General features: G+C 61.6%; 23 protein-coding genes. 10 read left to right on the plus strand and 13 right to left on the minus strand.

Translation table 11 applies throughout. The features are described from left to right. The first annotated feature begins 34 nt into the window (after nucleotides 1-34). A complete protein-coding gene (locus NF676_RS23415) occupies nucleotides 35-1,270 on the plus strand; it encodes an MFS transporter (RefSeq protein WP_095181867.1) in 1,236 nt (411 codons plus the stop codon). Nucleotides 1,271-1,275: 5 nt separating this feature from the next. Here NF676_RS23415 and NF676_RS23420 read toward each other — a convergent pair whose 3' ends face one another. Continuing rightward, nucleotides 1,276-1,827 carry a DJ-1 family glyoxalase III gene (locus NF676_RS23420; RefSeq protein ID WP_252886830.1) on the minus strand — a complete coding sequence of 184 codons (552 nt, stop codon included), beginning with the start codon at nucleotides 1,825-1,827 and terminating at the stop codon, nucleotides 1,276-1,278. A gap of 67 nt (nucleotides 1,828-1,894) precedes the next feature. Further along, nucleotides 1,895-2,341 carry a DUF4879 domain-containing protein gene (locus NF676_RS23425; protein WP_252886831.1) on the minus strand — a complete coding sequence of 149 codons (447 nt, stop codon included), beginning with the start codon at nucleotides 2,339-2,341 and terminating at the stop codon, nucleotides 1,895-1,897. A gap of 220 nt (nucleotides 2,342-2,561) precedes the next feature. Here NF676_RS23425 and NF676_RS23430 point away from each other — a divergent pair, with 220 nt between their 5' ends. The 4 genes from NF676_RS23430 to NF676_RS23445 all read left to right on the plus strand — a co-directional run bounded on the left by NF676_RS23430 (nucleotide 2,562) and on the right by NF676_RS23445 (nucleotide 6,504). Further along, nucleotides 2,562-3,857 (plus strand): NCS2 family permease, encoded by a 1,296-nt coding sequence (locus tag NF676_RS23430; protein ID WP_016773083.1) that lies wholly within the window; start codon nucleotides 2,562-2,564, stop codon nucleotides 3,855-3,857. After that, a complete protein-coding gene (gene trmA, locus NF676_RS23435) occupies nucleotides 3,854-4,933 on the plus strand; it encodes a tRNA (uridine(54)-C5)-methyltransferase TrmA (RefSeq protein ID WP_252886832.1) in 1,080 nt (359 codons plus the stop codon). The genes NF676_RS23430 and trmA overlap by 4 nt, the downstream gene beginning before the upstream one ends. A gap of 270 nt (nucleotides 4,934-5,203) precedes the next feature. Next, the gene (gene aroQ, locus NF676_RS23440; protein WP_137215639.1) at nucleotides 5,204-5,644 is read left to right on the plus strand and encodes a type II 3-dehydroquinate dehydratase; all 441 of its coding nucleotides are present in this window, start codon (nucleotides 5,204-5,206) and stop codon (nucleotides 5,642-5,644) included. A 5-nt stretch (nucleotides 5,645-5,649) separates the two neighbouring features. After that, on the plus strand, nucleotides 5,650-6,504 hold the full coding sequence (locus tag NF676_RS23445; protein ID WP_252886833.1) for a shikimate dehydrogenase: 855 nt from the start codon (nucleotides 5,650-5,652) through the stop codon (nucleotides 6,502-6,504). A 118-nt stretch (nucleotides 6,505-6,622) separates the two neighbouring features. On the opposite strand, the gene NF676_RS23450 is transcribed toward NF676_RS23445, so the two are convergent. Together NF676_RS23450 and quiC are read right to left on the minus strand one after the other, a co-directional pair. After that, complete coding sequence (locus NF676_RS23450; RefSeq protein WP_016773079.1) at nucleotides 6,623-7,300, minus strand: TetR/AcrR family transcriptional regulator; 678 nt, start codon at nucleotides 7,298-7,300, stop codon at nucleotides 6,623-6,625. A 102-nt stretch (nucleotides 7,301-7,402) separates the two neighbouring features. Further along, the gene (gene quiC / locus NF676_RS23455) at nucleotides 7,403-9,304 is read right to left on the minus strand and encodes a 3-dehydroshikimate dehydratase QuiC (RefSeq protein WP_252886834.1); all 1,902 of its coding nucleotides are present in this window, start codon (nucleotides 9,302-9,304) and stop codon (nucleotides 7,403-7,405) included. Nucleotides 9,305-9,665: 361 nt separating this feature from the next. On the opposite strand from quiC, the gene NF676_RS23460 reads away from it, so the two are divergent. Beyond that, nucleotides 9,666-11,003, plus strand: a complete 1,338-nt coding sequence (locus NF676_RS23460; protein ID WP_056790566.1) for an MFS transporter — start codon at nucleotides 9,666-9,668, stop codon at nucleotides 11,001-11,003. A gap of 132 nt (nucleotides 11,004-11,135) precedes the next feature. Here the strand turns inward: NF676_RS23460 and NF676_RS23465 are convergent, their stop codons facing one another. Next, entirely contained in the window at nucleotides 11,136-12,014 is an 879-nt protein-coding gene (locus NF676_RS23465) for a DMT family transporter (RefSeq protein ID WP_041477756.1), read from the minus strand. Between the two features lie 391 nt (nucleotides 12,015-12,405). On the opposite strand from NF676_RS23465, the gene ypfJ reads away from it, so the two are divergent. Together ypfJ and NF676_RS23475 are read left to right on the plus strand one after the other, a co-directional pair. Further along, nucleotides 12,406-13,290, plus strand: coding sequence for a KPN_02809 family neutral zinc metallopeptidase (gene ypfJ, locus NF676_RS23470; protein ID WP_095181874.1), 885 nt, complete (start codon nucleotides 12,406-12,408; stop codon nucleotides 13,288-13,290). Further along, nucleotides 13,291-14,244 carry an alpha/beta hydrolase gene (locus tag NF676_RS23475; protein ID WP_252886835.1) on the plus strand — a complete coding sequence of 318 codons (954 nt, stop codon included), beginning with the start codon at nucleotides 13,291-13,293 and terminating at the stop codon, nucleotides 14,242-14,244. 133 nt (nucleotides 14,245-14,377) lie between these two features. Here the strand turns inward: NF676_RS23475 and NF676_RS23480 are convergent, their stop codons facing one another. The 3 genes from NF676_RS23480 to NF676_RS23490 form a co-directional block, all read right to left on the minus strand. After that, nucleotides 14,378-14,971: an HAD family hydrolase gene (locus tag NF676_RS23480; RefSeq protein ID WP_041477753.1), complete on the minus strand. Its 594-nt coding sequence runs from the start codon at nucleotides 14,969-14,971 to the stop codon at nucleotides 14,378-14,380. After that, complete coding sequence (gene tesB / locus NF676_RS23485; protein WP_041477751.1) at nucleotides 14,968-15,837, minus strand: acyl-CoA thioesterase II; 870 nt, start codon at nucleotides 15,835-15,837, stop codon at nucleotides 14,968-14,970. Before tesB ends, NF676_RS23480 begins: the two co-directional genes overlap by 4 nt. A gap of 111 nt (nucleotides 15,838-15,948) precedes the next feature. Continuing rightward, entirely contained in the window at nucleotides 15,949-16,518 is a 570-nt protein-coding gene (locus NF676_RS23490) for a GNAT family N-acetyltransferase (protein ID WP_110603105.1), read from the minus strand. An 82-nt stretch (nucleotides 16,519-16,600) separates the two neighbouring features. Here NF676_RS23490 and NF676_RS23495 point away from each other — a divergent pair, with 82 nt between their 5' ends. Together NF676_RS23495 and NF676_RS23500 are read left to right on the plus strand one after the other, a co-directional pair. Continuing rightward, complete coding sequence (locus tag NF676_RS23495; protein WP_252886836.1) at nucleotides 16,601-17,521, plus strand: histone deacetylase family protein; 921 nt, start codon at nucleotides 16,601-16,603, stop codon at nucleotides 17,519-17,521. Between the two features lie 280 nt (nucleotides 17,522-17,801). Further along, nucleotides 17,802-19,046: a TIGR03862 family flavoprotein gene (locus NF676_RS23500; protein WP_252886837.1), complete on the plus strand. Its 1,245-nt coding sequence runs from the start codon at nucleotides 17,802-17,804 to the stop codon at nucleotides 19,044-19,046. Between the two features lie 150 nt (nucleotides 19,047-19,196). On the opposite strand, the gene rhlE1 is transcribed toward NF676_RS23500, so the two are convergent. The 5 genes from rhlE1 to NF676_RS23525 all read right to left on the minus strand — a co-directional run bounded on the left by rhlE1 (nucleotide 19,197) and on the right by NF676_RS23525 (nucleotide 24,032). Beyond that, the gene (gene rhlE1, locus NF676_RS23505) at nucleotides 19,197-20,537 is read right to left on the minus strand and encodes an RNA helicase RhlE1 (RefSeq protein ID WP_150742285.1); all 1,341 of its coding nucleotides are present in this window, start codon (nucleotides 20,535-20,537) and stop codon (nucleotides 19,197-19,199) included. 52 nt (nucleotides 20,538-20,589) lie between these two features. Next, on the minus strand, nucleotides 20,590-21,525 hold the full coding sequence (gene yedA, locus NF676_RS23510; RefSeq protein ID WP_130887733.1) for a drug/metabolite exporter YedA: 936 nt from the start codon (nucleotides 21,523-21,525) through the stop codon (nucleotides 20,590-20,592). A gap of 324 nt (nucleotides 21,526-21,849) precedes the next feature. Continuing rightward, complete coding sequence (locus NF676_RS23515; RefSeq protein WP_024014425.1) at nucleotides 21,850-22,455, minus strand: 3'-5' exonuclease; 606 nt, start codon at nucleotides 22,453-22,455, stop codon at nucleotides 21,850-21,852. A gap of 35 nt (nucleotides 22,456-22,490) precedes the next feature. Then, nucleotides 22,491-22,970 (minus strand): LabA-like NYN domain-containing protein, encoded by a 480-nt coding sequence (locus NF676_RS23520; protein ID WP_056790604.1) that lies wholly within the window; start codon nucleotides 22,968-22,970, stop codon nucleotides 22,491-22,493. Between the two features lie 300 nt (nucleotides 22,971-23,270). Further along, entirely contained in the window at nucleotides 23,271-24,032 is a 762-nt protein-coding gene (locus tag NF676_RS23525) for a DUF2076 domain-containing protein (RefSeq protein ID WP_252886838.1), read from the minus strand. Between the last annotated feature and the right edge of the window lie 175 nt (nucleotides 24,033-24,207).

A 24,207-nucleotide genomic window follows, 5' to 3' on the forward strand; every position in this document is an offset into this window, starting at 1 on the left:
TCTCGCCGTTCACTCGCCCAAGACCTGCCTTCAGATGCCCATTCAAGAGCCCCTGCTGTTACGTCACCATCGACCATTCATGGCCTTTTGGCTGGCGCGGATTTTCACCGCCAGCGGTTTCCAGATGCTCACCGTCGCGATCGGCTGGAACCTGTATCAGCTGACTGGCAACGTGCTGGATCTGGGCCTGGTCGGTCTGGTCGAATTCGCCCCGCGCGTGCTGTTCATGCTGCACACCGGGCACGTTGCCGATCGCTATGATCGGCGCAAGGTCGCCGCGCTTTGCCAGTCGTTGCAGGCACTGATTGCCTTGGCGCTGGCTATCGGCAGCGCCACCGATCACGTCACCCGCGAGATGATTTTCATCCTCGCCTTCCTGCTCGGCGCCGCCCGTTCGTTCGAGATGCCGACGACTCAGGCCTTGCTGCCGAGCATCGTCCCCAGTGCGCTTTTCCCCCGTGCGGTTGCCGCCGCGCAATCGGCGCAGCAGTCGGCCACTATCGTCGCTCCGGCTCTTGGCGGTTTGCTCTATGCGTTCGGCAGCGTCTGGGTCTACGGCCCGACCGTGCTGCTGTACGTGATCGCCTGCGCGCTGATGCTCAACCTGCCGGCACGCCAGACGCCATTGAATAAAGGCAAAGCCACGCTGGACTCGCTGCTGGCGGGAATTCGCTTCATCCGCAGCCGTCCGGACATCCTCGGAGCGATCTCGCTGGACCTGTTCGCCGTGTTGCTCGGTGGCGCCACGGCGTTGCTGCCGGTATTCGCCAAGGACATTCTGCTGACCGGCCCGTGGGGCCTTGGCCTGTTGCGCTCGGCGCCGGCGGTGGGTGCGTTGCTGATGTCGCTGTTTCTGGCGCGATTTGCCGTGGAACGCAATGTCGGCCGGGTGATGTTCACCGCCGTCGGCATCTTCGGCGTCGCTACCATCGCGTTCGGCCTGTCGACCTCGTTCTGGTTCTCGCTGGCGGTGCTGGTGGTGCTCGGCGCAGCGGACATGATCAGCATGGTCATCCGCGCCTCGTTCGTACAACTGGAAACCCCCGACGAAATGCGCGGCCGGGTCAGTGCGGTCAACGGCCTGTTCATCGGCGCATCGAACCAGTTGGGCGAATTCGAATCCGGCCTCACCGCCCACTGGTTCGGCACCGTGCCGGCCGTGGTGATGGGCGGGATCGGCACGCTGGTGGTAACGGGGACGTGGATCAAACTGTTTCCGACGTTGGCGAGTCGGGATCGGATGCATGTGCCGGTGGAAGAGAAGGCCTGAATCCTTCAGGCCATCAACTCCCCCGCTACCCTCGCCCGCAACGCCTTGCCAGCAAGCTGCTCGACCAGGGTCAAGGCAAATTCCAGCGCCGCGCCCGAGCCTTGGGCGGTGATGCAGTTGCCGTCGACCACCACCGCTTGATCAACAAACGTACAGCCTGATAGTTGATGGCTGGCGCCGGGCAGGCAGGTCATGCGTCGCTGGCGCAGCACGCCTGATGCTTGCAGGGCGACAGCTGGAGCTTCGCCGATGGCGGCGAACAGGCGGCCGGCGCTGGCTTGGTCCTTGAGCAATTGCTGCAAGGGCTGATGCGCCGCCAGATGCCGGGAACCGACGGCACCGCCCGGCAGGACAATGAGGTCAAAAGTCTGTGCCAGTACATCGACGAGCATGCCGTCGGCAGTCAGCCGGGTGCCGCGCGCGCAGGTCAGCATGCGTCGGCCTTCGATGCTGGCGGCGACCACTTCGATGCCGGCGCGGCGCAGCACGTCGATCAGGGTCACGCTTTGCAAATCGTCGATGCCCTCGGCGAGGGCAATCAGGGCTCTGGAAGTCATGGGCGCTTTCCGCTGGATAGTCAGTCAAGCGTAGTCAGCTTTGTCCCACCCTGTTCGCAGACAGCCGTTACTTGATGTAAAGCTGGGTCGAAAGCGTGTTGCGCGGGGCGTTGATCGAGGTGTTGCTGAAGTTGAAGGTGCCTTCCTGTTTGCCGGCCAGATCGAAGGTATAAAGAGATCCGACGGTTTTGCTGCCAGGGGTGCATTCAGTGAGGTTGCCATTATCGAAGGCGCACACCGGACCTCGGGTGCCGTTGACCTCGAAGCCATCCAGAGTCACGTGTGGCTGGTTCTGGCCATAGCCGACTTCCAGCACGAAGACTTTGATATTCGGCCCGCTGTGATTGCATTGGGTTTGCGGCTGGTTATCGGCGATATCTTCCAGACCGCAGGATGGCGATTGCACTTTGATCACCTTCACCTCGGTCAACGGCGGCGCCGATGCCGCGAACGCCGGAGCTGTCAGCAGCAGTGCTGCAATCCATCCGAAAATCCTGATCCAACCGTTGCGCATGCCTGCCCACTCCAAAAAATCAGCGCGCAGTATGGCGCAGTTGTTGGCTGCGCAAAACTTCGCCGACGATCGACACCAACATCCGCCAAATTCCTCACGCGGCTGGTATGATGCGCGGCTTTTTCCGGCCCACGACAATTTTCCAGGCGCTTGCGACGGTCTGTGCTTTGCTGTTGAGGTCGATACATTCACGGCGCCACGCGCGCCACGGGGAGCAGACATGCTGGAAAGGCTGTTTCAACTCAAGGCACACAACACCAACGTGCGCACCGAAATTCTTGCGGGCGTCACGACTTTCCTGGCCATGGCTTACATTCTGTTCGTCAACCCGAGCATCCTCGGCGAGACCGGCATGGACAAAGGCGCGATCTTTGTCGCCACCTGTCTGGCGGCTGCAATCGGCTCGACCGTGATGGGCCTGATCGCCAACTACCCGATCGCCCTCGCTCCGGGCATGGGCCTGAACGCCTTCTTTACCTACACCGTGGTGCTGCACATGGGCCACACCTGGCAGGTGGCGCTGGGTGCGGTGTTCATTTCCGCCGTGCTGTTCTTTCTGCTGTCGATCTTCCGCATCCGTGAATGGATCATCAACGCCATTCCGCTGCCACTGCGCTCGGCGATTGCCGCCGGTATCGGCCTGTTCCTGGCGCTGATCGCCCTGCACAACGCCGGTATCGTGGTCAGCAACCCGGCGACCATGGTCGGCCTCGGCGATCTGACCAAACCGGCACCGATTCTGGCCACCGTCGGCTTTGCCGTGATCGTCGCCCTCGAAGCGCTGAAAGTGCGTGGCGCGGTGCTGATCGGCATTCTCGCCGTAACCATCGCCTCGATCGTACTGAACGTCACCGAGTTCGGCGGCATCATGTCAATGCCGCCGTCGCTGGCGCCGACCTTCCTGCAACTGGACATCAAAGGCGCACTGGACATCGGTCTGGTCAGCGTGATCTTCGCCTTCCTGTTCGTCGACCTGTTCGACAACTCCGGGACCCTGATCGGCGTCGCCAAGCGCGCCGGCCTGATGGGCAAGGACGGCCACATGCCGAAAATGGGCCGTGCGCTGATCGCCGACAGTACTGCGGCCATGGCCGGCTCGCTGCTGGGTACTTCGACCACGACCAGTTACATCGAATCCGCTGCCGGCGTCAGTGCCGGTGGCCGCACGGGCCTGACCGCCATCGTCGTGGCAATCCTGTTCCTGCTGGCGCTGTTCTTCTCGCCCCTAGCGGCCAGCGTTCCGGCGTTCGCCACTGCGCCAGCGCTGCTGTTCGTCGCCGTGCTGATGACTTCCGGCCTGGCGGAAATAGACTGGGACGACATCACCGTGGCTGCGCCGGTTGTGGTCACAGCACTGGCGATGCCGTTCACCTATTCGATCGCCAACGGCATCGCTTTCGGCTTCATCGCCTGGACCGCCATCAAACTGCTGTCCGGCCGTGCCCGTGAGCTGAACCCGGCACTGGTGATTCTGTCGATTCTGTTTGTGATCAAGTTGGGTTGGTTCAACGCATGAGTTTCGATTCCCAAGCCTACGCCGAACAACTCGAAGCCAAGGTCACGCGTTTGCGTGATCTGCTGGCACCGTTCGATGCACCTGCGCCGACGGTGTTTGATTCGCCGTTGCAGAACTTTCGCCTGCGCGCCGAATTCCGCCTCTGGCGCGAGGGCGGCGAACGCCACTACGCGATGTTCTCTCAGGAAGACAAACGCACGCCGATCCTCATCGAAGAATTCCCGATTGCCAGCCTGCGCATCAACCAGTTGATGCCGCAGTTGAAGGCCGCGTGGCAAGCCAGTTCGGCGCTGAGCCACAAGCTGTTTCAGGTCGAGTTTCTGACCACGCTGGCCGGCGACGCGATGATCACCCTGTGCTATCACCGTCCGCTGGACGAGCACTGGCATGCGGCAGCAACGAAGCTGTCGGCAGATCTCGGCGTGAGCATCATCGGCCGCTCCAAAGGCAAGCGCGAAGTGCTCGGGCAGGACTATGTCGTCGAGAAACTCGAAGTCGGCGGCCGCACCTTCAGCTATCGCCAGCCCGAGGGCGCATTCACCCAGCCCAACGGCACGGTGAACCAGAAGATGCTCAATTGGGCATACGAAGCGCTGGGCGATCGCAGCGACGATCTGCTCGAGTTGTACTGCGGCAACGGCAACTTCACCCTGCCGCTGGCGACTCGCGTGCGCAAAGTGCTCGCTACCGAAATCAGCAAGACTTCGGTCAACGCGGCCCTGAGCAACCTCAGCGAAAACGCTGTGGATAACGTTACGCTGGTGCGTTTGTCCGCCGAGGAGCTGACCGAAGCGCTCAACGAAGTGCGCCCTTTCCGCCGCCTGCACGGCATCGATCTGAAGAGCTACGAATTCGGCAGCGTCTTCGTCGACCCGCCACGCGCCGGCATGGACCCGGACACCTGCGAACTGACACGACGCTTCGACAACATCCTCTACATCTCCTGCAACCCTGACACCCTCGCGGCCAACATCGCCCAGCTGCATGACACCCACCGCATTACCAAGTGCGCATTGTTCGACCAGTTCCCGTGGACCCATCACATGGAATCCGGTGTGCTGCTGACCCGACGCTAATCGCGGGTAGTTGGTACGAGAAAGCCGTCGTGATTGACGGCTTTTTTGTGGGTGCTCTAAAAGATCGCAGCCTTCGGCAGCTCCTACATGTGGAACGCGGTTATCTGTAGGAGCTGCCGAAGGCTGCGATCTTTTGATCTGTGCGATCACCGAACATAAAACGCCCAGGTCATTTCTGTTCAATTGACCGATGTAACCATCTAGTACATTTTATCTCCACAGGCCGGAACCTCTCGGCCCATGCCAAAAACAATAAGTGGAGTTGCCCCCATGTCCCCTATCGTTCTGGTGCTTAACGGCCCGAACCTGAACCTGCTCGGCACCCGCGAGCCGGCGACTTATGGTCATGAAACCCTGGCCGATATTTCTGCACTGTGTGGTCGCGCGGCTGACGAGTTCGGCCTGACCGTGGAATTTCGCCAGACCAATCATGAAGGCGAGCTGCTCGACTGGATTCACGCCGCGCGTGGTCGTTGTGCCGGGATCGTGATCAATCCGGCGGCGTGGACGCATACGTCCGTGGCGATTCGCGATGCACTGGTCGCCAGTGAATTGCCGGTGATCGAGGTGCATCTGTCCAACGTGCATGCCCGTGAGCCGTTTCGACATCATTCGTTTGTTTCCGGCATCGCCACGGCGGTGATGTGCGGGTTCGGCAGCCATGGCTACCGCCTGGCGCTGGAGCATTTCAGTCAGCGGTTGCAGAGGTAAGAACCATGTCGCGTTCCAGGGTGATACTCGCCGGGCTGATCGGCGCCGGGATTCAGGCTTCACGTACACCGGCACTGCATGAGCACGAAGGTGATGCGCAGGGCCTGCGTTATCTGTACCAGCTCATCGACCTCGATCAATTGCACCTCGACAGCACGGCTCTGCCCGACTTGCTGCAAGCGGCGGAGCAGATGAATTACACCGGGTTGAACATCACTTTCCCGTGCAAACAGGCGGTCATCCCGCTGCTCGATGAGTTGTCGCCGGAAGCCCGTGGCATCGGCGCGGTCAACACCGTGGTGCTGAAGGACGGCAAGCGTGTCGGCCACAACACCGATTGCCTCGGTTTCGCCGAGGGTTTTCGCCGAGGTCTGCCGGATGCTGCCCGAGAACGTGTAGTCCAGATGGGCGCCGGTGGCGCTGGCGCGGCGGTGGCCCACGCGCTGCTCAGTGAAGGCGTACGGCAATTGACGATTTTTGATGTCGACCGCGAGCGTGCCGAGAGCCTGGCGAACAATCTGAATCAACATTTTGGCGCCGGTCGCGCGCAGGCGGGACGGGATTTGCCCGGGGCGCTGGCGCAGGCCGATGGCCTGGTCAACACCACGCCGATGGGCATGGCCAAGCTGCCGGGTTCACCGGTGCCGGCCGGGTTGCTGCGCAAGGCAATGTGGGTCGCGGAGATTGTGTATTTCCCGCTGGAAACCGAACTGCTGCGCGACGCCCGCGCTTTGGGCTGCCGCACCCTGGATGGCGGCAACATGGCGGTGTTTCAGGCGGTGAAGGCGTTTGAATTGTTCAGCGGCGTGGTGCCGGATGCGCAGCGCATGCTTGAGCATTTTCAGAGCATGAATGGCTGAACAACAGGGTAACTCTTGTGGGAGCGAGCCTGCTCGCGAAGGCGTCGATTCAGTCAACGAACAGGGCGACTGACACACCGCTTTCGCGAGCAGGCTCGCTCCCACAGGGGGGATCGAGTCAGGCCTTCAGGTAGCGCAACACCGATTCGCAGATCATCTCGCGGTGGCGCTGCTTGATGGTTTCGTCCGGCAGGTCGATCTGGAAGATTTCTCCCAGCGTGTGGCGGTTCGACACGCGATAGAAGCAGAACGAACTGATCAGCAGGTGCACGTCCAGCGCATCGATGCCACGCCGGAACAAACCTTCGTCCGCGCCTCGTTGCAGAATCCCGCCCAAGGTGTCGAGGATCGTGTTGTTCAGCGCCTTGATCGCATCGGAACGCTTTACGTACTCGGCGTTGTGGATGTTTTCGATGCTGACGATGCGCACGAAATCGACGTTGTGGTCATGGTGATCGAAGGTGAATTCCACCAACCGACGGATCGCCAGCTCGGGCGGCAGCTCGTCCAGGTGCAGGCGGTTTTCCGTGCTGCGAATATCGCCGTAAAGCTTCTCCAGCACCTCGACGTACAACTGCTCCTTGCTGCCGAAGTAGTAATAGATCATGCGCTTGGAGGTGTGGATGCGCTCGGCGATCGCGTCGACGCGGGCGCCGGACAAGCCCTGCTGGACGAACTCGACGATCGCCTCCTGGAGAATGTTTTCGCGGGTCTTTTCCGGGTTGTTCTTGCGACTCTTGCGCGGCACTGCGTCGGACTCGACAGCAGCGGCGGAAAGTTCTGAATTCATGGTCATCGCGGGCTCACGGCCATCACTGCACAAGCTGGCGATTATGGGCCGCGCGGGACAGTGAAGGAAGCCGCGCAGCCGGTGTTTAATCCCGCGTTTACGAATTCCCTACAACTTCGCCTGGCGCACCGCACCGCTGCGGGATTTGGCCATCGCCGCCAGCCGCACCGCAACGTTGGCCGCGCCGTAGCCGGCATAGCCATTCTTGCGCTGGATGATCTCGAAGAAGAAACGCCCCTCGAACGGCTCGGTGTAGACATGAAACAACTCGCCGCCCTGGGCATCACGGTCGTAGAGCACGTTGTAATAGGCCAGTTCGCTGAGGAATTCATCGTCGAAATCGAAACGCGCCGCAAGGTCGTCGTAGTAATTCAACGGGATGTCCAGCAGCGGCACACCGGCCTCTTTGGCGCGACTGACCTGGGCGAAGATGTCGTCACAATCGAAGGCGATGTGGTGCACACCGGAGCCGCGATAACTCGACAGCGCATGAGAAATGGCGGTGTTGCGGTTCTCGGAAATGTTCAGCGGCAGCCGGATCGAACTGTCGCGGCTGCGCAGTGCGCGGCTCTTCACCAGACCGTACGGATCGGGCAGCACCACTTCATCGTCGGCTTCGAAATCCAGCAGGCTTTTGTAAAACAGCACCCAACTGTCGAGGCTGTCCGCCGGCAGTGCCATGGCCATGTGATCGATACGCCTGAGGCCGCCGCCGGTCTGCGCGTCCGGCAACAGATTGAAATCGGTGCCGTACACGTCGGCGTCCGCATCGACCAGATAAATCAGGCTGCCGTCCGGTGCGCGCACCGCCGCCAGCTCCAGTTCATTCGGCCCGACCAGGCCGCGATAGGGCTGCCCCTTGTAAGCGACCGCGCGGGCCAGCGCACTGGCGCTGTCCTTGACCCGCACGGCCGTGGCGCACAGTGACGGGCCGTGGGCTTCGAAAAAGCTGTGGGCGAAGGAATACGGCTCGGAGTTGAGGATCAGGTTGATATCGCCCTGACGCAGCAGGCTGACACTCTTGGAGCGATGCTGCCCGGCCTTGGCGAAACCGAGGCGTTGCAGCCAGTGACTGAGCTTCGCGCCCAGCGCTTCGTCGACGGCAAATTCGAGAAATTCCACGCCGTTGTATTCGCTGGCCGGCGGCGTTTCGAAAAGAATCTCACGGTTGGCCACCGGCGCCGCTTCCTGCTCGAGACGCTGACGGGTCTTCTCTTCCAGATACAGCAGCGAGCGCAAACCGTCGGCGGCGTTGGCCCGTGGCGGCGCGGCGCGAAAGCCGTCGTTGAAGATTTCCAGCGACAGCGGCCCGGTATAACCACTCTTTATGATCGGCGCGAGGAAACCCGGCAGATCGAATTCGCCCTGCCCCGGGAAACAGCGGAAATGCCGACTCCACTCCAGCACATCCATGGCCAGGATCGGTGCGTCGGCCATTTGCACGAAGAAGATCTTGTCCCCGGGAATGTCGGCGATCGCGCTGGGATCGCCCTTCAGCGACAGGGTATGGAAGCTGTCGAGCAGCACGCCGAGGTTGGAGTGATCAGCCTGACGGACGATGTCCCAGACCTGTTGATAAGTATTGACGTGACGGCCCCACGCCAGCGCTTCGTAACCGATGCGCAAGCCACGGGCGCCGGCGCGTTCAGCCAGCAGGCGCAAATCATCGACGAGGATTTGTTGATCGCCGACACTGTCCGGCGAGGCGTTGCTGCAGACCAGCACCAGGTCGGTGCCGAGCTCCTGCATCAGATCGAATTTGCGCTCGGCACGCTCAAGGTTGCGCGCCAGGCGCTCGCGGCGGCAGCCTTCGAAGTCACGGAACGGCTGAAACAGGGTGATGGCGATCCCCAGATCGGCGCACATCTGCTTAATTTCCCGGGGACTGCCGTCGTAGTACAGGAGGTCGTTTTCGAAAATCTCCACGCCGTCGAACCCGGCGGCGGCAATGGCTTCGAGTTTTTCCGGCAGGGTGCCGCTCAAGGAAACGGTGGCAATGGAACGCTGCATGTTTCAACTCCCGGACTGCGCCGCTTTATCTTTACTGTAGGAGCTGCCGAAGGCTGCGATCGTTTGATCTTGATTACCAAAACAGCAAAATCAAAAGATCACAACCTTCGGCAGCTCCTACCGGGGAATGGGTTTTTATAGTGAGGGAAATTATTGGCTGCATCCCTGCGCGCAGCAATTTAAAGTGTACTACCCGGTTAGTTTTGCGTGCGATTATCGAACACTAAGGCGATTTGGCGAATTGACGATTTTTTGTTCACTGCCCAACATCGGTTGCACATCGAGTCCGGCCACTAACCACCGGGCAAGGTGTTCGACAGAAAAGAACACCAAATAACAAATCCAAAAACGGGTGGAACACATGATTCCTTCACAGACTTCCCGCATGGCTCCGGCCATGAGCACTGCCACGGGTGGCATTGGCGACAAGATCCGCGGCGCCATGGCCGTCGGCAAGACCCGCTGGGGCATGCTGGCGCTGGTGTTTTTTGCCACCACCCTCAACTACATCGACCGCGCCGCCCTCGGCGTCATGCAGCCGATCCTCGCCAAGGAAATGAGCTGGACGGCGATGGACTACGCCAACATCAACTTCTGGTTTCAGGTCGGCTACGCGATCGGGTTTGTCCTGCAGGGACGCCTGATCGACCGGGTCGGCGTCAAGCGCGTGTTCTTCTGCGCCGTACTGCTCTGGAGCCTGGCCACCGGTGCCCATGGCCTGGCGACCTCCGCCGTCGGCTTCATGGTCTGCCGCTTCATCCTCGGCCTGACGGAAGCGGCCAACTACCCGGCCTGTGTGAAAACCACGCGCCTGTGGTTCCCGGCCGGTGAACGCGCTGTCGCTACCGGCATCTTCAACGCCGGCACCAACGTCGGCGCGATGTTCACGCCGATGCTGCTGCCACTGGTCCTGCATGTGTGGGGCTGGCAAGCGGCGTTCCTGTGCATGGCGGCACTCGGCGGCATCTGGCTGTTGTTCTGGGGCTTGAAGTATTTCAATCCGGAAGATCACCCGACGGTGAAGCAGTCGGAACTCGATTACATCCAGCAGCAAGTCGAACCGGAACAGGCCCGCGTGCCGTTCAGCAAGATCCTGCGCATGCGCGGCACTTGGGCCTTCGCCCTCGCCTACTCGCTGACCGCGCCGGTGTTCTGGTTCTATCTGTACTGGCTGCCGCCGTTTCTCAATCAGCAATACAACCTCGGCATCAACGTGACGCAGATGGGTATTCCGCTGATCATCATCTACGTCACGGCTGACTTCGGCAGTGTCGGCGGCGGGATTCTGTCCTCGTTCCTGATCGGCCGCGGGATGAACTCGATCAAGGCGCGGCTGCTGTCGATGTTGCTGTTTGCCTGCTGCATCATCGGCGTGGTCATGGCCGCCGGTTCGGCGAATCTGTGGGTGGCGGTGGCGGCGATCTCGCTGGCGATCGGCGCGCATCAGGCCTGGACTGCGAACATCTGGAGCCTGGTGATGGACTACACGCCCAAGCACATGATGAGCACGGTGTTCGGCTTCGGCGGCATGTGCGCGGCGATCGGCGGGATGTTCATGACCCAGATCGTCGGCCACATCCTCACCGTTACCAACAACAACTACACGGTGCTGTTCACGCTGATTCCGGCGATGTACTTCCTCGCACTGACGTGGATGTACTTCATGGCACCGCGCAAGATTCCGACCATTACCGAATAACCTGCCTGCATACATCCCATTGTGGGAGCGAGCCTGCTCGCGAAGGCGTCAAGTCAGCCACTGAACAGGGTGACTGACACACCGCTTTCGCGAGCAGGCTCGCTCCCACAAGTTGTACCGGGATTCCGCTCTTCAGCGCCGGCTCTGCTGCCACGCTGCCGCCAATCCGCTGCAACAGATCACCGCAATACCAATCACCGTCAACCCGCTCGGTGTGTGATTGAACAGCAGCCAGCCCAACAACCCGGCAAAGACGATCTGGCAATAGCCGAACGGCGCCAGCAAGGCTGGTGCTGCGTGACGGAAGGCCTGAGTCAGGAACAGATGCGCCGTCATACCGCAACTGCCCAGCGCCAGCATCAGCGCGGCATGAGGCAACGTCGGCACCTGCCAGAAGAACGGCACCAGCGCGCTCATCACCAGGGTATTGCACAGCCCGGCGAAGAAGTTGCTGGTGGTAGGGCTGTCCACTTCGGCGAGCTTGCGCGTCAGCAATTGGTAGAAGCAGAAGAACAGCGCCGAGCAGAACGGCAGCAGGATTGCCGGGGTGAACAGTTCGCCGCCCGGGTGGACGATGATCAGCACGCCGATGAAGCCGCAGATCACCGCGATCCACTGCCCGCGCGTCACTCGTTCCTTGAGCAGCGGCACCGATAACGCCGTCACCAGTACCGGCGCGAGAAAGTTGACCGCGGTGGCTTCCGCCAGCGGGATGTACAGCAGCGCCGTGGTGAAAAACAGGCTGGTGCCGAGCAGGCACAGTGCACGGGCGAGTTGCCATAACGGCTTCTTGGTGCGCAGAACGCGCAAACCGGACTGCGGCAGGAAAATCCCCGCCATCAACAAGGTGTGCACCACATAGCGCGCCCACACCACCATCACGATCGGATAAAAACCGGAGAGATATTTCGACAAGGCGTCGTGGCTGGAAAACAGGAACGTCGCCACGACAATCAGCAGAATCCCCTTGAAGGGCTGGTTGACACCGGAGAGCGGGGTGCTGACGGTCATTGGCAATCTCTGAAAAAATACCCGGGCGAGCGTTCGCGCTGGCGGCAATCGTTGCGGCAATCATAGTCGGCCGAGCTTTCAGCAACCGCACAGGTTGCACTCTTCTTCGCCGGGAAACCGCCGCCAGGCAAAACCTTGAGGCAAGATTCCCGCCACTTCGGCGTCCGGCCAGTGTGCAACATCACAGACTGCCGTCGAAACAGCGGGTTCATGAATTCGACGGAAGAAATTCCACTCGGGATTGAATTCACGGCCCGCTCGACCGTCAATACCAGGCCCGCACCATGTGGGCGCGTGTGCATGGACGGACGACCGGACTGGCGCCACACTCACACAGCGGCAACACTCATCACCAGCAGATTCATCACCGGCAATAAAAGAGGATTCCCACATGCTATGGAAAAAAGGCCGACGCAGTGACAACGTCGTCGACGCCCGGGGTGATGATGCCGGCGGTGGCGGCGGCATGCGCTTCGGTGGCGGCAAGGGCCTGAGCCTGACGGCCATCGTGCTGATCGTCGGCATCGGCTGGCTCACCGGCCAGGACCCGCTGCAGATCCTCGGCCAGTTGACCGGCCAGATGGAACAACCGGCGCCCACCTCGCAAACCCGTCAGGCACCGCCGGCCAATGATGAACAGGCTGAATTCGTCCGCTCGATCCTCGGCGACACCGAAGACACCTGGGGTCCGATCTTCCAGCAGGCCGGACGCCAATACAAAGACCCGACACTGGTGCTGTTCAGCAATCGGGTGAACTCCGCGTGCGGCATGGCCACTTCTGCCACCGGCCCGTTCTATTGCCCGGCCGACCAGAAGGTCTATCTGGACATGGCCTTCTTCCAGGAAATGTCGCAGCGCTTCAAAGCCGCCGGCGATTTCGCTCAGGCCTACGTGATCGCGCACGAAGTCGGCCACCATGTGCAGACGCTGCTGGGCGTCTCGGCGAAGATGCAGGCGGCGCGCCAGCAAGGCCGGCAAATGGAAGGCGACGGCGGCTTGCTGGTTCGTCAGGAATTGCAGGCGGACTGTCTCGCCGGCGTCTGGGCGTATAACGCGCAGAAACGCCTGAACTGGCTGGAACCCGGCGACATCGAAGAAGCCTTGAACGCCGCCAACGCCATCGGCGATGATCGCTTGCAGCAACAGGGTCAGGGCCGTGTGGTCCCGGACTCGTTTACCCACGGTACGTCAGCGCAAAGGGTGCGCTGGTTCAAAACCGGATTCGCGCAAGGCCAGGTAAGCCAGTGCGACACCTTCGCGGCGAAAACCCTGTAAATGCATAAATGGCTTGTGGCGTTACTGTTGATCGCCGGCACCGCGCAAGCGGCCGGCGTCGATGCGATCAGCCCCGGTCGCCTGCAACTCAAGGCCGGGGAAATGGCAGTGGGCATCGGCCCGGCACCGGAAAAGATCGAGCGGGTGCTGATCGTCATTCACGGTCGCCTGCGCAACGCCGAGACCTACCGCAAAAGCGCGGAAAGCGCCGCCGAACTCGCCGGGCAGACCGCGCACACGCTGGTGATCGCTCCGCAGTTTCTCAATGAAAGCGACGTCACCCTGTATTCCTTGCCGCCGACGGTGCTGCGCTGGCAGGGCGACGAGTGGATGGGCGGCGGCTTGTCCACCGGGCCGAATCCGCTGAGTTCCTATGCGGCGCTGGACGAAATCGTCGCCCGGCTCAGCGACCGCAAACAGTTTCCGGACGTGAAGCAGATCGTGATCTTCGGCCACTCCGGCGGTGGTCAGGTGGTGCAGCGTTACGCCCTGCTGGCCAAGGATCAGCCGGCGCTCAAGGCCAACGGTATTCGCTTGCGCTATGTAGTGGCCAATCCTTCTTCTTATGCGTACTTCAACGAGCAGCGGCCAGTGGCGTTCGACCACGCACAATGCCCGGGTTTCAATCGCTGGAAGTACGGCCTGGCGGACATGCCGGTGTATGCCGGAGGGCAAACGCCGTTGCAGGTCGAGAGCGCTTACGTCAAACGCGAGGTGATTTATCTGCTCGGGCAGCAGGACGTCGACCCGGAACACCCGGCGCTGGACAAGAGCTGCGCAGCCGAGGCGCAAGGGGCTTACCGCTTGATGCGCAGTAAGCTGTATTTCGGTTACTTGCTGCGTCGCCATCCTGAGGGGGTCAATCAGCGGCTGGTGGAGGTGCCTGGGGTCGGGCATGACGGGGATGGCATGCTGACGTCGGCGGAGGGGCAGAAGGCGTTGTTTGATCAGTGAGTTTTTTGCTGGATCCACCGGCCCCTTCGCGAGCAGGCTCGCTCCCACATTTGGAATAAATGCCACAGTTGGAATGCATTCCCCTGTGGGAGCGAGCCTGCTCGCGAAGGCGTCCGATCAGACAACAACGATCTCAGGCCTGCAGCATCCGCCGCAACTCAACACAATCCCTTGCATGCCAATCCGTCAACTCCGGCCACGGGTTATCCGGCAGGTTCACCAACACCGTCCGCGCCCCCGCTGCTCGGCCGCAATCCAGATCAAAGCGGTAATCACCAACCATCACCATGTCACTGGCCGGCACTTGCCAGGCATCGGCCAGTTTCAGCAAACCGCCGGGATGCGGCTTCGGCGGTGCTTCGTCGCGACCCAGCACATCCTCGACCGCGAAGCAGTCAGCCAGGCCGATCGCCTCCAGCGTGACATGCGCCAGCTCCCGCGCATTGCGCGTGAGGATGCCGAGGCGATAACCGCGCGCATGCAGGTCGCGCACCAGCTCAACCGCGCCGGTGGCCGGGGTCGAGCCCAGCGCCAGATCGCGTTCATGCTCAAGCAACCAGGCATGCTTGGCCGCCGCTTCATCCGCTGGCAACGCGGCGAGGTGGGTGAGGATGTCGTCCTCGGGCGGAATCGCCAGTGCCACGCGAATCGCCGCGAAATCATGCACGGCGACAGTCAGCGTGCCGTCCATGTCGAATACCCAATGGCGAACCGCGGTCAGGCTCATGCCCAGTCCTTGCGATGGCGGATCAGACCTTCCTGAGTCACCGAAGCGACCAGTTGCCCGGCGCGGTTGAATACGCTGCCACGGGAAAAACCACGGGAGTTGCCGGCCCACGGGCTGTCCATCGCGTAGAGCAACCAGTCATCGGCGCGCAGATCATTGTGGAACCACAGCGCGTGATCAAGGCTGGCGACCTGCATGTCCTTCTGCCAGACCGACTTGCCGTGGGGCAGCATCGAAGTGGTCAGCAGGCCGAAGTCCGAGGCATACGCCAGCAGGTATTTGTGCAGCGCCGGGATGTCGGCCAAGGCGCCGTCGGCGCGGAACCACACGTACTTCAGCGGATCGGCCGGTTGCGGGTTGTACGGGTCTTTTTCGGTAACCGGGCGTACTTCGATCGGTTTCGGACACAGCAGTTTTTCACGCATGTGCTCGGGAATCAGGTGCGCTCGCTGCTGGATCAGTTCCAGCTCCGAGGGCAGGTTTTCCGGGCCGACCACCGCCGGCATCTGGCCCTGATGCTCGAAGCCTTTTTCGTCGTACTGGAACGAAGCGCTGCACGTGAAGATCGGGTGGCCCTTCTGGATCGCCGTCACGCGGCGAGTGCTGAAGCTGCCGCCATCACGCACGCGATCAACCGAATAGACCACCGGCAACTTGGCATCGCCCGGGCGCAGGAAATAACCGTGCAGCGAGTGCACATGACGCGCCTCTTCCACCGTCTGACTGGCCGCCGACAGCGACTGGCCGAGCACCTGACCGCCGAACAACTGGCGGAACCCCAGATCCTGGCTGCGGCCACGGAACAGGTTTTCTTCGATCGGTTCCAGGGTCAGCAGATCGACCAGATCTTCCAGCACTTGGCTCATTCAGACTCTCCTCACACAAAGCAATGGCCGCGCAGTCTTGGCTGCGGCGGACGATTCAGGTTCTGGCACGGGCCAAATACGATGGCGGCCATTGTAAACGTCCGTGTCGGCTTATTCATGCAAGGTTTGCAGCCATTGTTCGCGGCTGATGCGATACAGAACATGGCGGCGCAACGGGTGATCGAGCGCAAGCCTGGGGTGGTCGAAATCATCCTGTGGATCGTGATGCATGCCGATCGCCTGCATGACCTTCTCCGACTGCGCATTCTGCCCGGCGGTAAACGAGACGATTTCCTCCAGTTTCAACTGGTCGAAACCCGCGCGCAGAGCCGTCCACGCCGCCTCACTGGCATAACCCAGGCCCCAGTGTTCCTTGGCCAGACGCCAGCCGATTTCCACCGCCGGGGTAAACGGCGCATCGAAGCCGACCACGCCCAACCCGGTGAAACCGATGAACTCACCCGTGTCCTTGCGCTCCAGCGCCCACAGGCCAAAGCCGTGCTCGGCAAAATGTCCGCGCACGCGGCCGATCAATGCGGCACTTTCGAGCCGGGTCAACGGCGCTGGAAAGTAGCGCATCACCTGCGGATCGGCGCACATCGCGGCGAATGCCGGCAAATCCTCGTCCTGCCATTGACGCATCAACAAGCGCGCGCTTTGCAGCTCCAGTATCGGCTCCATCGTCCCCTCCATTTCCATGCCGTTGAGTCTACATCGCTGGTAGGATCGTTCATTCTTTCCCAGGTTCTGCGCGAAACAAGCCATGCCTTTGCCGTTGATCTATCACGAAGACTACAGCCCCGAGTTTCCTGCGGAGCACCGCTTCCCCATGGACAAGTTTCGTCTGTTGCGCGATCACCTGGTCGACAGCGGCCTGACCCGCGACGCCGACCTGCTGCGCCCGCAGATCTGTCCCAACGACATCCTCGCCCTCGCCCATGACCGCAGCTATATCGAACGCTACATGAGCGGCGAGTTGTCCCGCGAAGACCAACGGCGCCTCGGCCTGCCCTGGAACGAGGCGCTGGCGCGACGCACCGTGCGCGCGGTGGGCGGTTCGATCCTGGCGGCAGAGAAAGCCCTTGAGCATGGCCTGGCCTGTCACCTGGCCGGCGGCACTCATCACGCTCACTACGATTACCCCGCCGGCTTCTGCATCTTCAATGACCTGGCGATTATCAGCCAGTACCTGTTGCAGAGCGGCCGGGTCAATCGCGTGCTGATCTTCGATTGCGACGTGCATCAAGGCGACGGCACTGCGCGGATTCTGCATGACACGCCGGAGGCGATTACCGTTTCCCTGCACTGCGAGAAGAATTTTCCTGCGCGCAAAGCCGAAAGTGACTGGGACATTCCGCTGCCCAAAGGCATGGGCGATGCCGATTATCTGCAGGTGGTCGATGACACCCTCAACTACCTGCTGCCGCTGTATCAACCGGATCTGGTGCTCTACGACGCTGGTGTCGATGTGCACAAGGACGATGCCCTCGGTTATCTGCAACTGACCGACGAGGGCGTAGCCGAGCGTGATGAACGGGTGATGCGCCATTGTCTGGGCCGCGACATCCCGGTGGTCGGGGTGATCGGCGGCGGCTACAGCAAGGACCGCCACGCCCTCGCCCGCCGCCACGGCATCCTCCATCACAGCGCGCAACGGGTCTGGGATTCACACGGCTGTCATTGAAACGTGCTGCGTTACCCACAATCGCTGTGGAACTGGCTGTGGATAACCTGAGTGAAAGGGACTGCAGGCCAGGCTGGGCATGGCGCCCAGCGCACTGTTTATTTTTTAACCAACCTCGAAATACACCGCAGCCCCGGTGGGAGCGAGCCTGCTCGCGAAAGCTTTAGCACCCGCAACTTCTAATTGACTGACAGACCGCGTTCGCGAGCAGGCTCACTCCTACAGGGGTTCAGCGCTGTTAGAATGCGCGCCTTGTCCCGCCATACCGCAGCGCACGCCCATGACCCAGAACTCCGCCCCCGCCAACACCCACGTCGCTATCATCGGCGGTGGCCCCGCCGGCCTGATGGCCGCCGAAGTGCTGAGCCAGGCCGGAATCCGCGTCGACGTGTACGACGGCATGCCCTCGGTCGGGCGCAAGTTCCTGCTGGCCGGAGTCGGCGGCATGAACATCACCCACTCCGAAGCCTACCCGGCATTCCTCTCCCGCTACGCTGAACGCGCACCGCAGATCGCCCCGCTGCTGCGCGCATTCGATGCCGATGCCTTGTGCCAGTGGATTCACGATCTGGGCATCGAAACCTTCATCGGCAGCTCCGGCCGCGTGTTCCCCACCGACATGAAAGCCGCGCCACTGTTGCGCGCCTGGCTCAAGCGCCTGCGCGACAGCGGCGTAGTTATCCACACCCGCCATCGCTGGCTCGGCTGGGACGCAAGCGGTGCACTGCGCATCGCCAGCCCGCAAGGCGAAATCAGCGTAAACCCCGACGCCACCCTGCTCGCCCTCGGCGGCGGCAGTTGGGCGCGCCTGGGCTCGGATGGCGCGTGGATGTTGCCGCTGGAGCAGCGCGGCGTGGATCTGGCACCGTTGCAGCCAAGCAATTGCGGCTTCGAGGTGCAGGCCTGGAGCGATCTGATGGTGAGCAAATTCGCCGGCGCGCCGCTGAAAAACATCGCCATCGGTTTGAACGACGATATCCCGCGCTTGGGCGAATGCGTGATCACCGCGACCGGCATTGAAGGCAGCCTGATCTATGCCCTGTCGGCGCCGATACGCGAGGAAATCAATCGCTATGGCGCAGCGGTTATCCACATCGACCTGCTGCCCGGCCGGCCTGTGGATAAATTGCAGGCAGCGCTGAGCAAACCACGCGGCTCGCGCTCAATGGCCAAGCATCTGCACAGTCAGGTGGGGATTGATGGGGTTAAAGCAGCGTTGTTGCGCGAGCTGACCGATGCCGAAACCTTCGCCAATCCGGCGCTGTCGGCCCGAGCGATCAAAGCGTTGCCGCTGACTCTGGTGAAAACCCGTCCGCTGGACGAAGCGATCAGCAGTGCCGGTGGAGTGCGGTTTGAAGCGATGGATGAGCGCTTGATGCTCAAGGCGTTGCCGGGGGTGTTTTGTGCCGGCGAGATGCTCGACTGGGAAGCGCCGACGGGCGGCTACTTGCTGACCGGGTGTTTTGCCAGTGGGCGGGCGGCTGGGCTGGGAATCGTGCAATGGCTTAAGCACAAAACCCTGTAGGAGCTGACGAGTGAAACGAGGCTGCGATCTTTTGATCTTCAAAAATCAACATCAAAAGATCGCAGCGTTCCGCAGCTCCTACAGGGAAACGCATTCCCAATGTGGGAGCGAGCCTGCTCGCGAAGGCGTTATCGCAGACGCCGCATCAAATCACGGCTTGCGCTTACGCGGCCCAGTATTGAACACCGGCACTTTGCGCACCGGCTTGATCGATGGCTCCGGTGCCGAGGTCTCGCCGCTGTCGACCCACTTGCCCAGATTGCGTTTTCCACCGCCACCGCCCGAGGCTTTCGGCTTCTTCGGTTTTTTCGGCTTCTTGATCACCTGACCGCTGGCGTCGGTGTCCGGCACGCGGTGCTCGGGTTCGAAATCCGGTTCGTTCTGGCGCTTCAGGTTCTGCCGAGTCAGCATTTCGATGGCCGAGAGCATGTTCACTTCATCGGCACACACCAGCGAGATCGCCTCACCGGTGGCACCCGCGCGGCCAGTCCGGCCGATGCGGTGAATGTAATCCTCGGCGACGATCGGCAGATCGAAGTTGACCACCAGCGGCAGATCTTCGATGTCCAGACCACGGGCGGCGACGTCGGTCGCCACCAGAATCTGCACTTCGCTGAGCTTGAACCGGTCCAGCGCGCGCTGGCGCGTAGCCTGGGGTTTGTCGCCATGGATGCCGTCAGCATTCACACCGAGGCCCTGAAGTTTTTCCACCAGCGCATCGACGCCGTTGCGGGTCTTGGCGAATACCAGCACCTGCTTCCACTTGTTCTTGCGCATCAGGTGCACGAACAGTTCAGCCTTGCGCTTCTTGTCTACGGTGACGATCCACTGCTTGACCGTGTTGGCAGCGACGTTGCGCGGGCTGACTTCGACGCTCAAAGGATCATTGAGCATCTGCCCGGCGAGCAGGCGGATGTCATCGGAGAAGGTCGCGGAAAACAGCAGGGTCTGGCGCTTTTTCGGCAGCATGCGGTAAATGTTCGCCAGTTCTTCGGAGAAGCCCAGGTCGAGCATACGATCGGCTTCATCCAGCACCAGCGTTTGCAGCTGATTGAGTTTCAGCGCGTTCTGGCGGAACAGGTCGATCAAGCGACCGGGTGTGGCGACCAGCACATCGACGCCGCCGCGCAGCTTCATCATCTGCGGGTTGATGCTGACACCGCCATACACCGCGTAAGTACGCAGCGGCAGGTTTTCCGCGTACTGGCGCACGGCTTCGTGGACCTGCTCGGCCAGCTCGCGGGTCGGCACCAGAATCAGCGCACGCGCCGAATTGGCGGTGACTTTCGGCCCTTCCATGGTCAGCAACTGCAACAGCGGCAAAGCGAAACCGGCAGTTTTACCGGTGCCGGTCTGGGCGGCTGCCATCAGGTCACGACCGGCCAGCACCGCCGGAATGGCTTGCGCCTGCACCGGCGTCGGGGTCTGGTAGCCGAGCGTCTCGAGGGAGCGCAGCAAGGGTTCGATCAGGCCAAGGGAGGCGAAAGTCATGGGAGTACCGTAGGAAAAAATGACGCGGGGATGCAATGCCGCGCAGTTTACCCTAATTCGTACGCGCTTCCGTCGGAACGGCTTTCGCCTCTTCCACGGGTGGCTGCGCAGGTCGACGCCACTGCGGCAGGCTGATCAGCAGCACGGCGCTGATGATCACCAGCATCGCCAGCGCTTCTTCGATGCCGATGGTCTCGCCGACAAACACCACACCGAGCAACACCGCCACCGCCGGGTTGACGTAGGCATAACTGGTCGCCGCCGCCGGGCGCACGTGTTTGAGCAGATACATGTAGGAATTGAAGGCGATGATTGAGCCAAAGAAGATCAGATAGGCCAGCGCCAGCCAACCCTCGAGCGGCGGCATGGCTTGCAGGTGCTCGCCACTCAGCGCACTGCCGATCAGCAAGACCACGCCGCCGACGAGCATTTCCACCGCACTGGCCATCGCCCCTGCTGGCAGCGGCAGATGCTTGCTCCATACCGAACCGAACGCCCAGCTCGCCGCCGCGAAGATCAGCAACATCGCGCCGAGCGGGCTCGATTGCAGGTTGGAACCCATGTTGAGCATGGCGATGCCAATAATCCCCAACGCCACACCGGCCCACTCCAGTCGCGTATTGCGCGCGCCCCAGAAGTAGCCGAACAACAAGGTGAACAGTGGCACCGTCGCCACCGCCAGCGCGGCAACGCCGGAAGCCACACCAGTGTGCTCGGCCACGCTGACCGCGCCATTACCAAAACTGAGCAGCAGAATGCCGACCAGCCCCGCCGCTTTCCACTGCGCCCAGGTCGGCGCAGGAGCACCGCGCCAGCGCAGCCAGGCGTACATCAAGCTGCCGGCAATGACGAAGCGCACCCCGGCCAGCAACAGCGGCGGCCAGTATTCGACGCCAATGCGAATCACCAGATAGGTCGATCCCCAAATCACGTACAACGCAAAAAACGCAGCGATCAACGGCAGGGAAAAACGGCGCAAGGCAGGCATGGGCAGCTCGACAGTCAGATTCGGTGGATGGATTATTCTAGAAAGGCGCACGAGCAAAAATAAGTTACAAAACCTGTTTATCGCGCCGGTACACTTTTGCATGAAAGCAGCTGAGACCGATAAGGTCCTTGTGGGAGCGAGCCTGCTCGCGAAAGCGGTGTATCAGTCACAGTTGCGTTGAATGACACACCGCATGGATCGTTCCCACGCTCCGCGTGGGAACGCCTCAACGGACGCTCTGCGTTCGGCTTTGAAAGGGACGCCGAGCGTCCCGGGCTTCATTCCCACGCAGAGCGTGGGAACGATCAGTCGGAGTACCCGGGATCAGCGATAACGCTGCAAATGCTCGCCAACTTTCGCTGCGGGGACTTTCTGCAATTTGCACAGCAGGTCGTGATTCAACTCGCGCACCCCGTGCTTGCCCCGCAACTCTTGCGCCAAATGCGCCATCAGATTGGCGGCCATCTCGGCGTCGGCCATGGCCCGGTGAGCCTGGCCGGTGTGCGGCAACTGCGCGAACGTGGTGAGCGTACCGAGCTTGTGATTCGGCGCCGCCGGCATCAGGCGCCGCGCCAGCAGCAGTGAACAGGCGAAATTCTGCAGGCGTGTGCGTTTGATCCGCCCCAGTTCGAAATCCCAGAACTTCTGGTCGAACGACGCGTTGTGCGCCAGCAACGGCGTGCAGCCGACGAATTCGTTGACCTCTTCCATCACCCGCTCGGCCGGCGGCGCGGTGCGCAGCATGGCGTTGCTGATGCCGGTCAGTTGCTCGATGAACGCGGGGACGCGCACGCCGGCGTTCATCAGGCTCTGGTAACGCTCGACGATGCGGCCGTTTTCCAGCATGACCACGGCGATTTCCGTGGCGCGGCAGCTGCTGTTCGGCGACAGGCCGGTGGTTTCAAAGTCGATGACTGCAATGCGTTCCAAACCGGGGTGTACTCCGTTCAAATCTATTGTTCAGCTCAGCTCTTGAGCAACAGTGCGCCTTCGATCGGCACGTAGCGGCTGGCGGCGCGGATCAGCGAGTTGGCGGTCAGGCCGGGGACGCCGTAGGCCACCGCTTGCACGCCGTGCTTGTTGATGATGCGCTCGAGCAGCATGTCGAAATCGCCGTCACCGGAAGCCAGCACCACTTCGTCGACGTGGTCGGCGGCGTCCATGATGTCCAGGGTAATGCCGACATCCCAGTCGCCCTTGGCCGAGCCGTCGCTGCGCTGGATGTAGGGCTTGAGCTTCACGGTGAAACCGAGGTTGCGCAGGATCTGCTGAAACTGTTGCTGCTTGCTGTCGCCACGGTCGATGGCGTAGGCATAGGCCTCGACGATCTGCCCGTTCTTGCTGATGTCCGCCCACAATGCGGCGTAGTTGAAGTGGCAACCATAGGCCTGACGCACGGTGTAGTAGAGGTTCTGCACATCGGCGAACACTGCGATTTTTTTCACCGGAGTTCCTGTGGGCGCACAAGCGCACGAAGCGGGGTCAGGCGATCAGGCCCGAAAAAGGCGCTCAGTATGCCAGCCAGGAGAAAGATTCAGCGAATAATCACCGGCTGGCGCCGAGATGTCCCTGACAAACGGTGTTGTGGTGAGGGGATTTAGCGAAACGTCGCACCGCCCCGCTGGGCTGCGCAGCAGTCCTCGCTTTAACCAGGAAAAGCGGGGCTGCTGCGCAGCCAACGGGGCGGTGCGACGTTTCGCTAAATCCCCTCGCCACAGTTTCTATGTCAGCCTTCAGAGGCTATGTCAGACAAAGGAGTCGTCGTCATCGAAGAACGACGAATTGTCGCTGCTGTAATCGGCGTCGCTGAAACCGCCCTGGTCATTGCCAGAGAAGCCGTTGTCCGCCACGCGCTGATCATCGCCCCAGCCGTTGTTGCTCTGGTCGGCGACTTGCGCCGGTTCTTCCTTGATGACCTCGACGATTTCTTCCGGTTGCTGATTGTGGTGGAACAGGCTGCTGATGCCCTGCGCCAGCATCACACCGCCGGCCACGCCAGCGGCGGTTTTCAGCGCGCCGCCGAGGAAGCTGTTGCCCGCCGCCGGGGCTGCCTGCTGCGCATAGTTGGGCGGCGCGGCGCCGAAGCTCTGTTGTGGCGCCGGTGCCTGGTAGCTCTGCTGCGGTGCCGGTTCACGCCAGCCGCCGGAGGACGACGGCGCTGCACTCTGGCTCGGCGCCGGACGCGAACTGCCGCCACCAAAAATGCTCGACAGGAAGCCACCGCTACCGCTCGCTGCCGGTGCGCCACTCTGGGCCTTGGCCGATTGCAGCTCGGCCTGCAGGCGCTGGACTTGCTGGGTCAGTTGCTTGTTCTGCTCGTCGAGGCTTTTCAGCGCGGCCTCTTGCACCAGAATCGCCTGGGTCATGAAATAACCTGCCGCCGGTTGGCGCGTCAGGTGTTCCTTGATCCGCGTCTCGGCCTGGGCGTCGCGCGGGGCTGCCTCCGTTTCGGCCTGTTGCAGCCGGGAAAACAGTCCATCGATCAGGGTTTGCTCTTCGCTGTTCATGGCGACCTCGTAGATTGCCCGTAATAACATGCCCGCACCCACTCTGGGCGCGGTGTTCTCCTGTAATGGAGACAGTGACAAAACGTTTCAATGACCTTTACCGAATGTTTACGTTTGTGTCGCCCCGCGTTGCATCGGTTAAAGTGAGCCACTGTTTTCGACCTGCGATACCGAC

This window comes from Pseudomonas siliginis (assembly GCF_024072275.1).
Lineage (GTDB): Bacteria > Pseudomonadota > Gammaproteobacteria > Pseudomonadales > Pseudomonadaceae > Aquipseudomonas > Aquipseudomonas siliginis.

Coding starts and splice junctions, on each gene's coding strand:
- tesB (WP_041477751.1), bottom strand. CDS start 15,837: ATGAGCCAAGTGCTGGAAGATCTGGTCGATCTGCTGACCCTGGAACCG.
- NF676_RS23500 (WP_252886837.1), top strand. CDS start 17,802: ATGACCCAGAACTCCGCCCCCGCCAACACCCACGTCGCTATCATCGGC.
- ypfJ (WP_095181874.1), top strand. CDS start 12,406: ATGCTATGGAAAAAAGGCCGACGCAGTGACAACGTCGTCGACGCCCGG.
- NF676_RS23490 (WP_110603105.1), bottom strand. CDS start 16,518: ATGGAGCCGATACTGGAGCTGCAAAGCGCGCGCTTGTTGATGCGTCAA.
- NF676_RS23430 (WP_016773083.1), top strand. CDS start 2,562: ATGCTGGAAAGGCTGTTTCAACTCAAGGCACACAACACCAACGTGCGC.
- aroQ (WP_137215639.1), top strand. CDS start 5,204: ATGTCCCCTATCGTTCTGGTGCTTAACGGCCCGAACCTGAACCTGCTC.
- NF676_RS23495 (WP_252886836.1), top strand. CDS start 16,601: ATGCCTTTGCCGTTGATCTATCACGAAGACTACAGCCCCGAGTTTCCT.
- NF676_RS23465 (WP_041477756.1), bottom strand. CDS start 12,014: ATGACCGTCAGCACCCCGCTCTCCGGTGTCAACCAGCCCTTCAAGGGG.
- NF676_RS23445 (WP_252886833.1), top strand. CDS start 5,650: ATGTCGCGTTCCAGGGTGATACTCGCCGGGCTGATCGGCGCCGGGATT.
- rhlE1 (WP_150742285.1), bottom strand. CDS start 20,537: ATGACTTTCGCCTCCCTTGGCCTGATCGAACCCTTGCTGCGCTCCCTC.
- NF676_RS23415 (WP_095181867.1), top strand. CDS start 35: ATGCCCATTCAAGAGCCCCTGCTGTTACGTCACCATCGACCATTCATG.
- NF676_RS23480 (WP_041477753.1), bottom strand. CDS start 14,971: ATGAGCCTGACCGCGGTTCGCCATTGGGTATTCGACATGGACGGCACG.
- NF676_RS23525 (WP_252886838.1), bottom strand. CDS start 24,032: ATGAACAGCGAAGAGCAAACCCTGATCGATGGACTGTTTTCCCGGCTG.
- NF676_RS23460 (WP_056790566.1), top strand. CDS start 9,666: ATGATTCCTTCACAGACTTCCCGCATGGCTCCGGCCATGAGCACTGCC.
- yedA (WP_130887733.1), bottom strand. CDS start 21,525: ATGCCTGCCTTGCGCCGTTTTTCCCTGCCGTTGATCGCTGCGTTTTTT.
- quiC (WP_252886834.1), bottom strand. CDS start 9,304: ATGCAGCGTTCCATTGCCACCGTTTCCTTGAGCGGCACCCTGCCGGAA.
- NF676_RS23420 (WP_252886830.1), bottom strand. CDS start 1,827: ATGACTTCCAGAGCCCTGATTGCCCTCGCCGAGGGCATCGACGATTTG.
- NF676_RS23425 (WP_252886831.1), bottom strand. CDS start 2,341: ATGCGCAACGGTTGGATCAGGATTTTCGGATGGATTGCAGCACTGCTG.
- trmA (WP_252886832.1), top strand. CDS start 3,854: ATGAGTTTCGATTCCCAAGCCTACGCCGAACAACTCGAAGCCAAGGTC.
- NF676_RS23475 (WP_252886835.1), top strand. CDS start 13,291: ATGCATAAATGGCTTGTGGCGTTACTGTTGATCGCCGGCACCGCGCAA.
- NF676_RS23450 (WP_016773079.1), bottom strand. CDS start 7,300: ATGACCATGAATTCAGAACTTTCCGCCGCTGCTGTCGAGTCCGACGCA.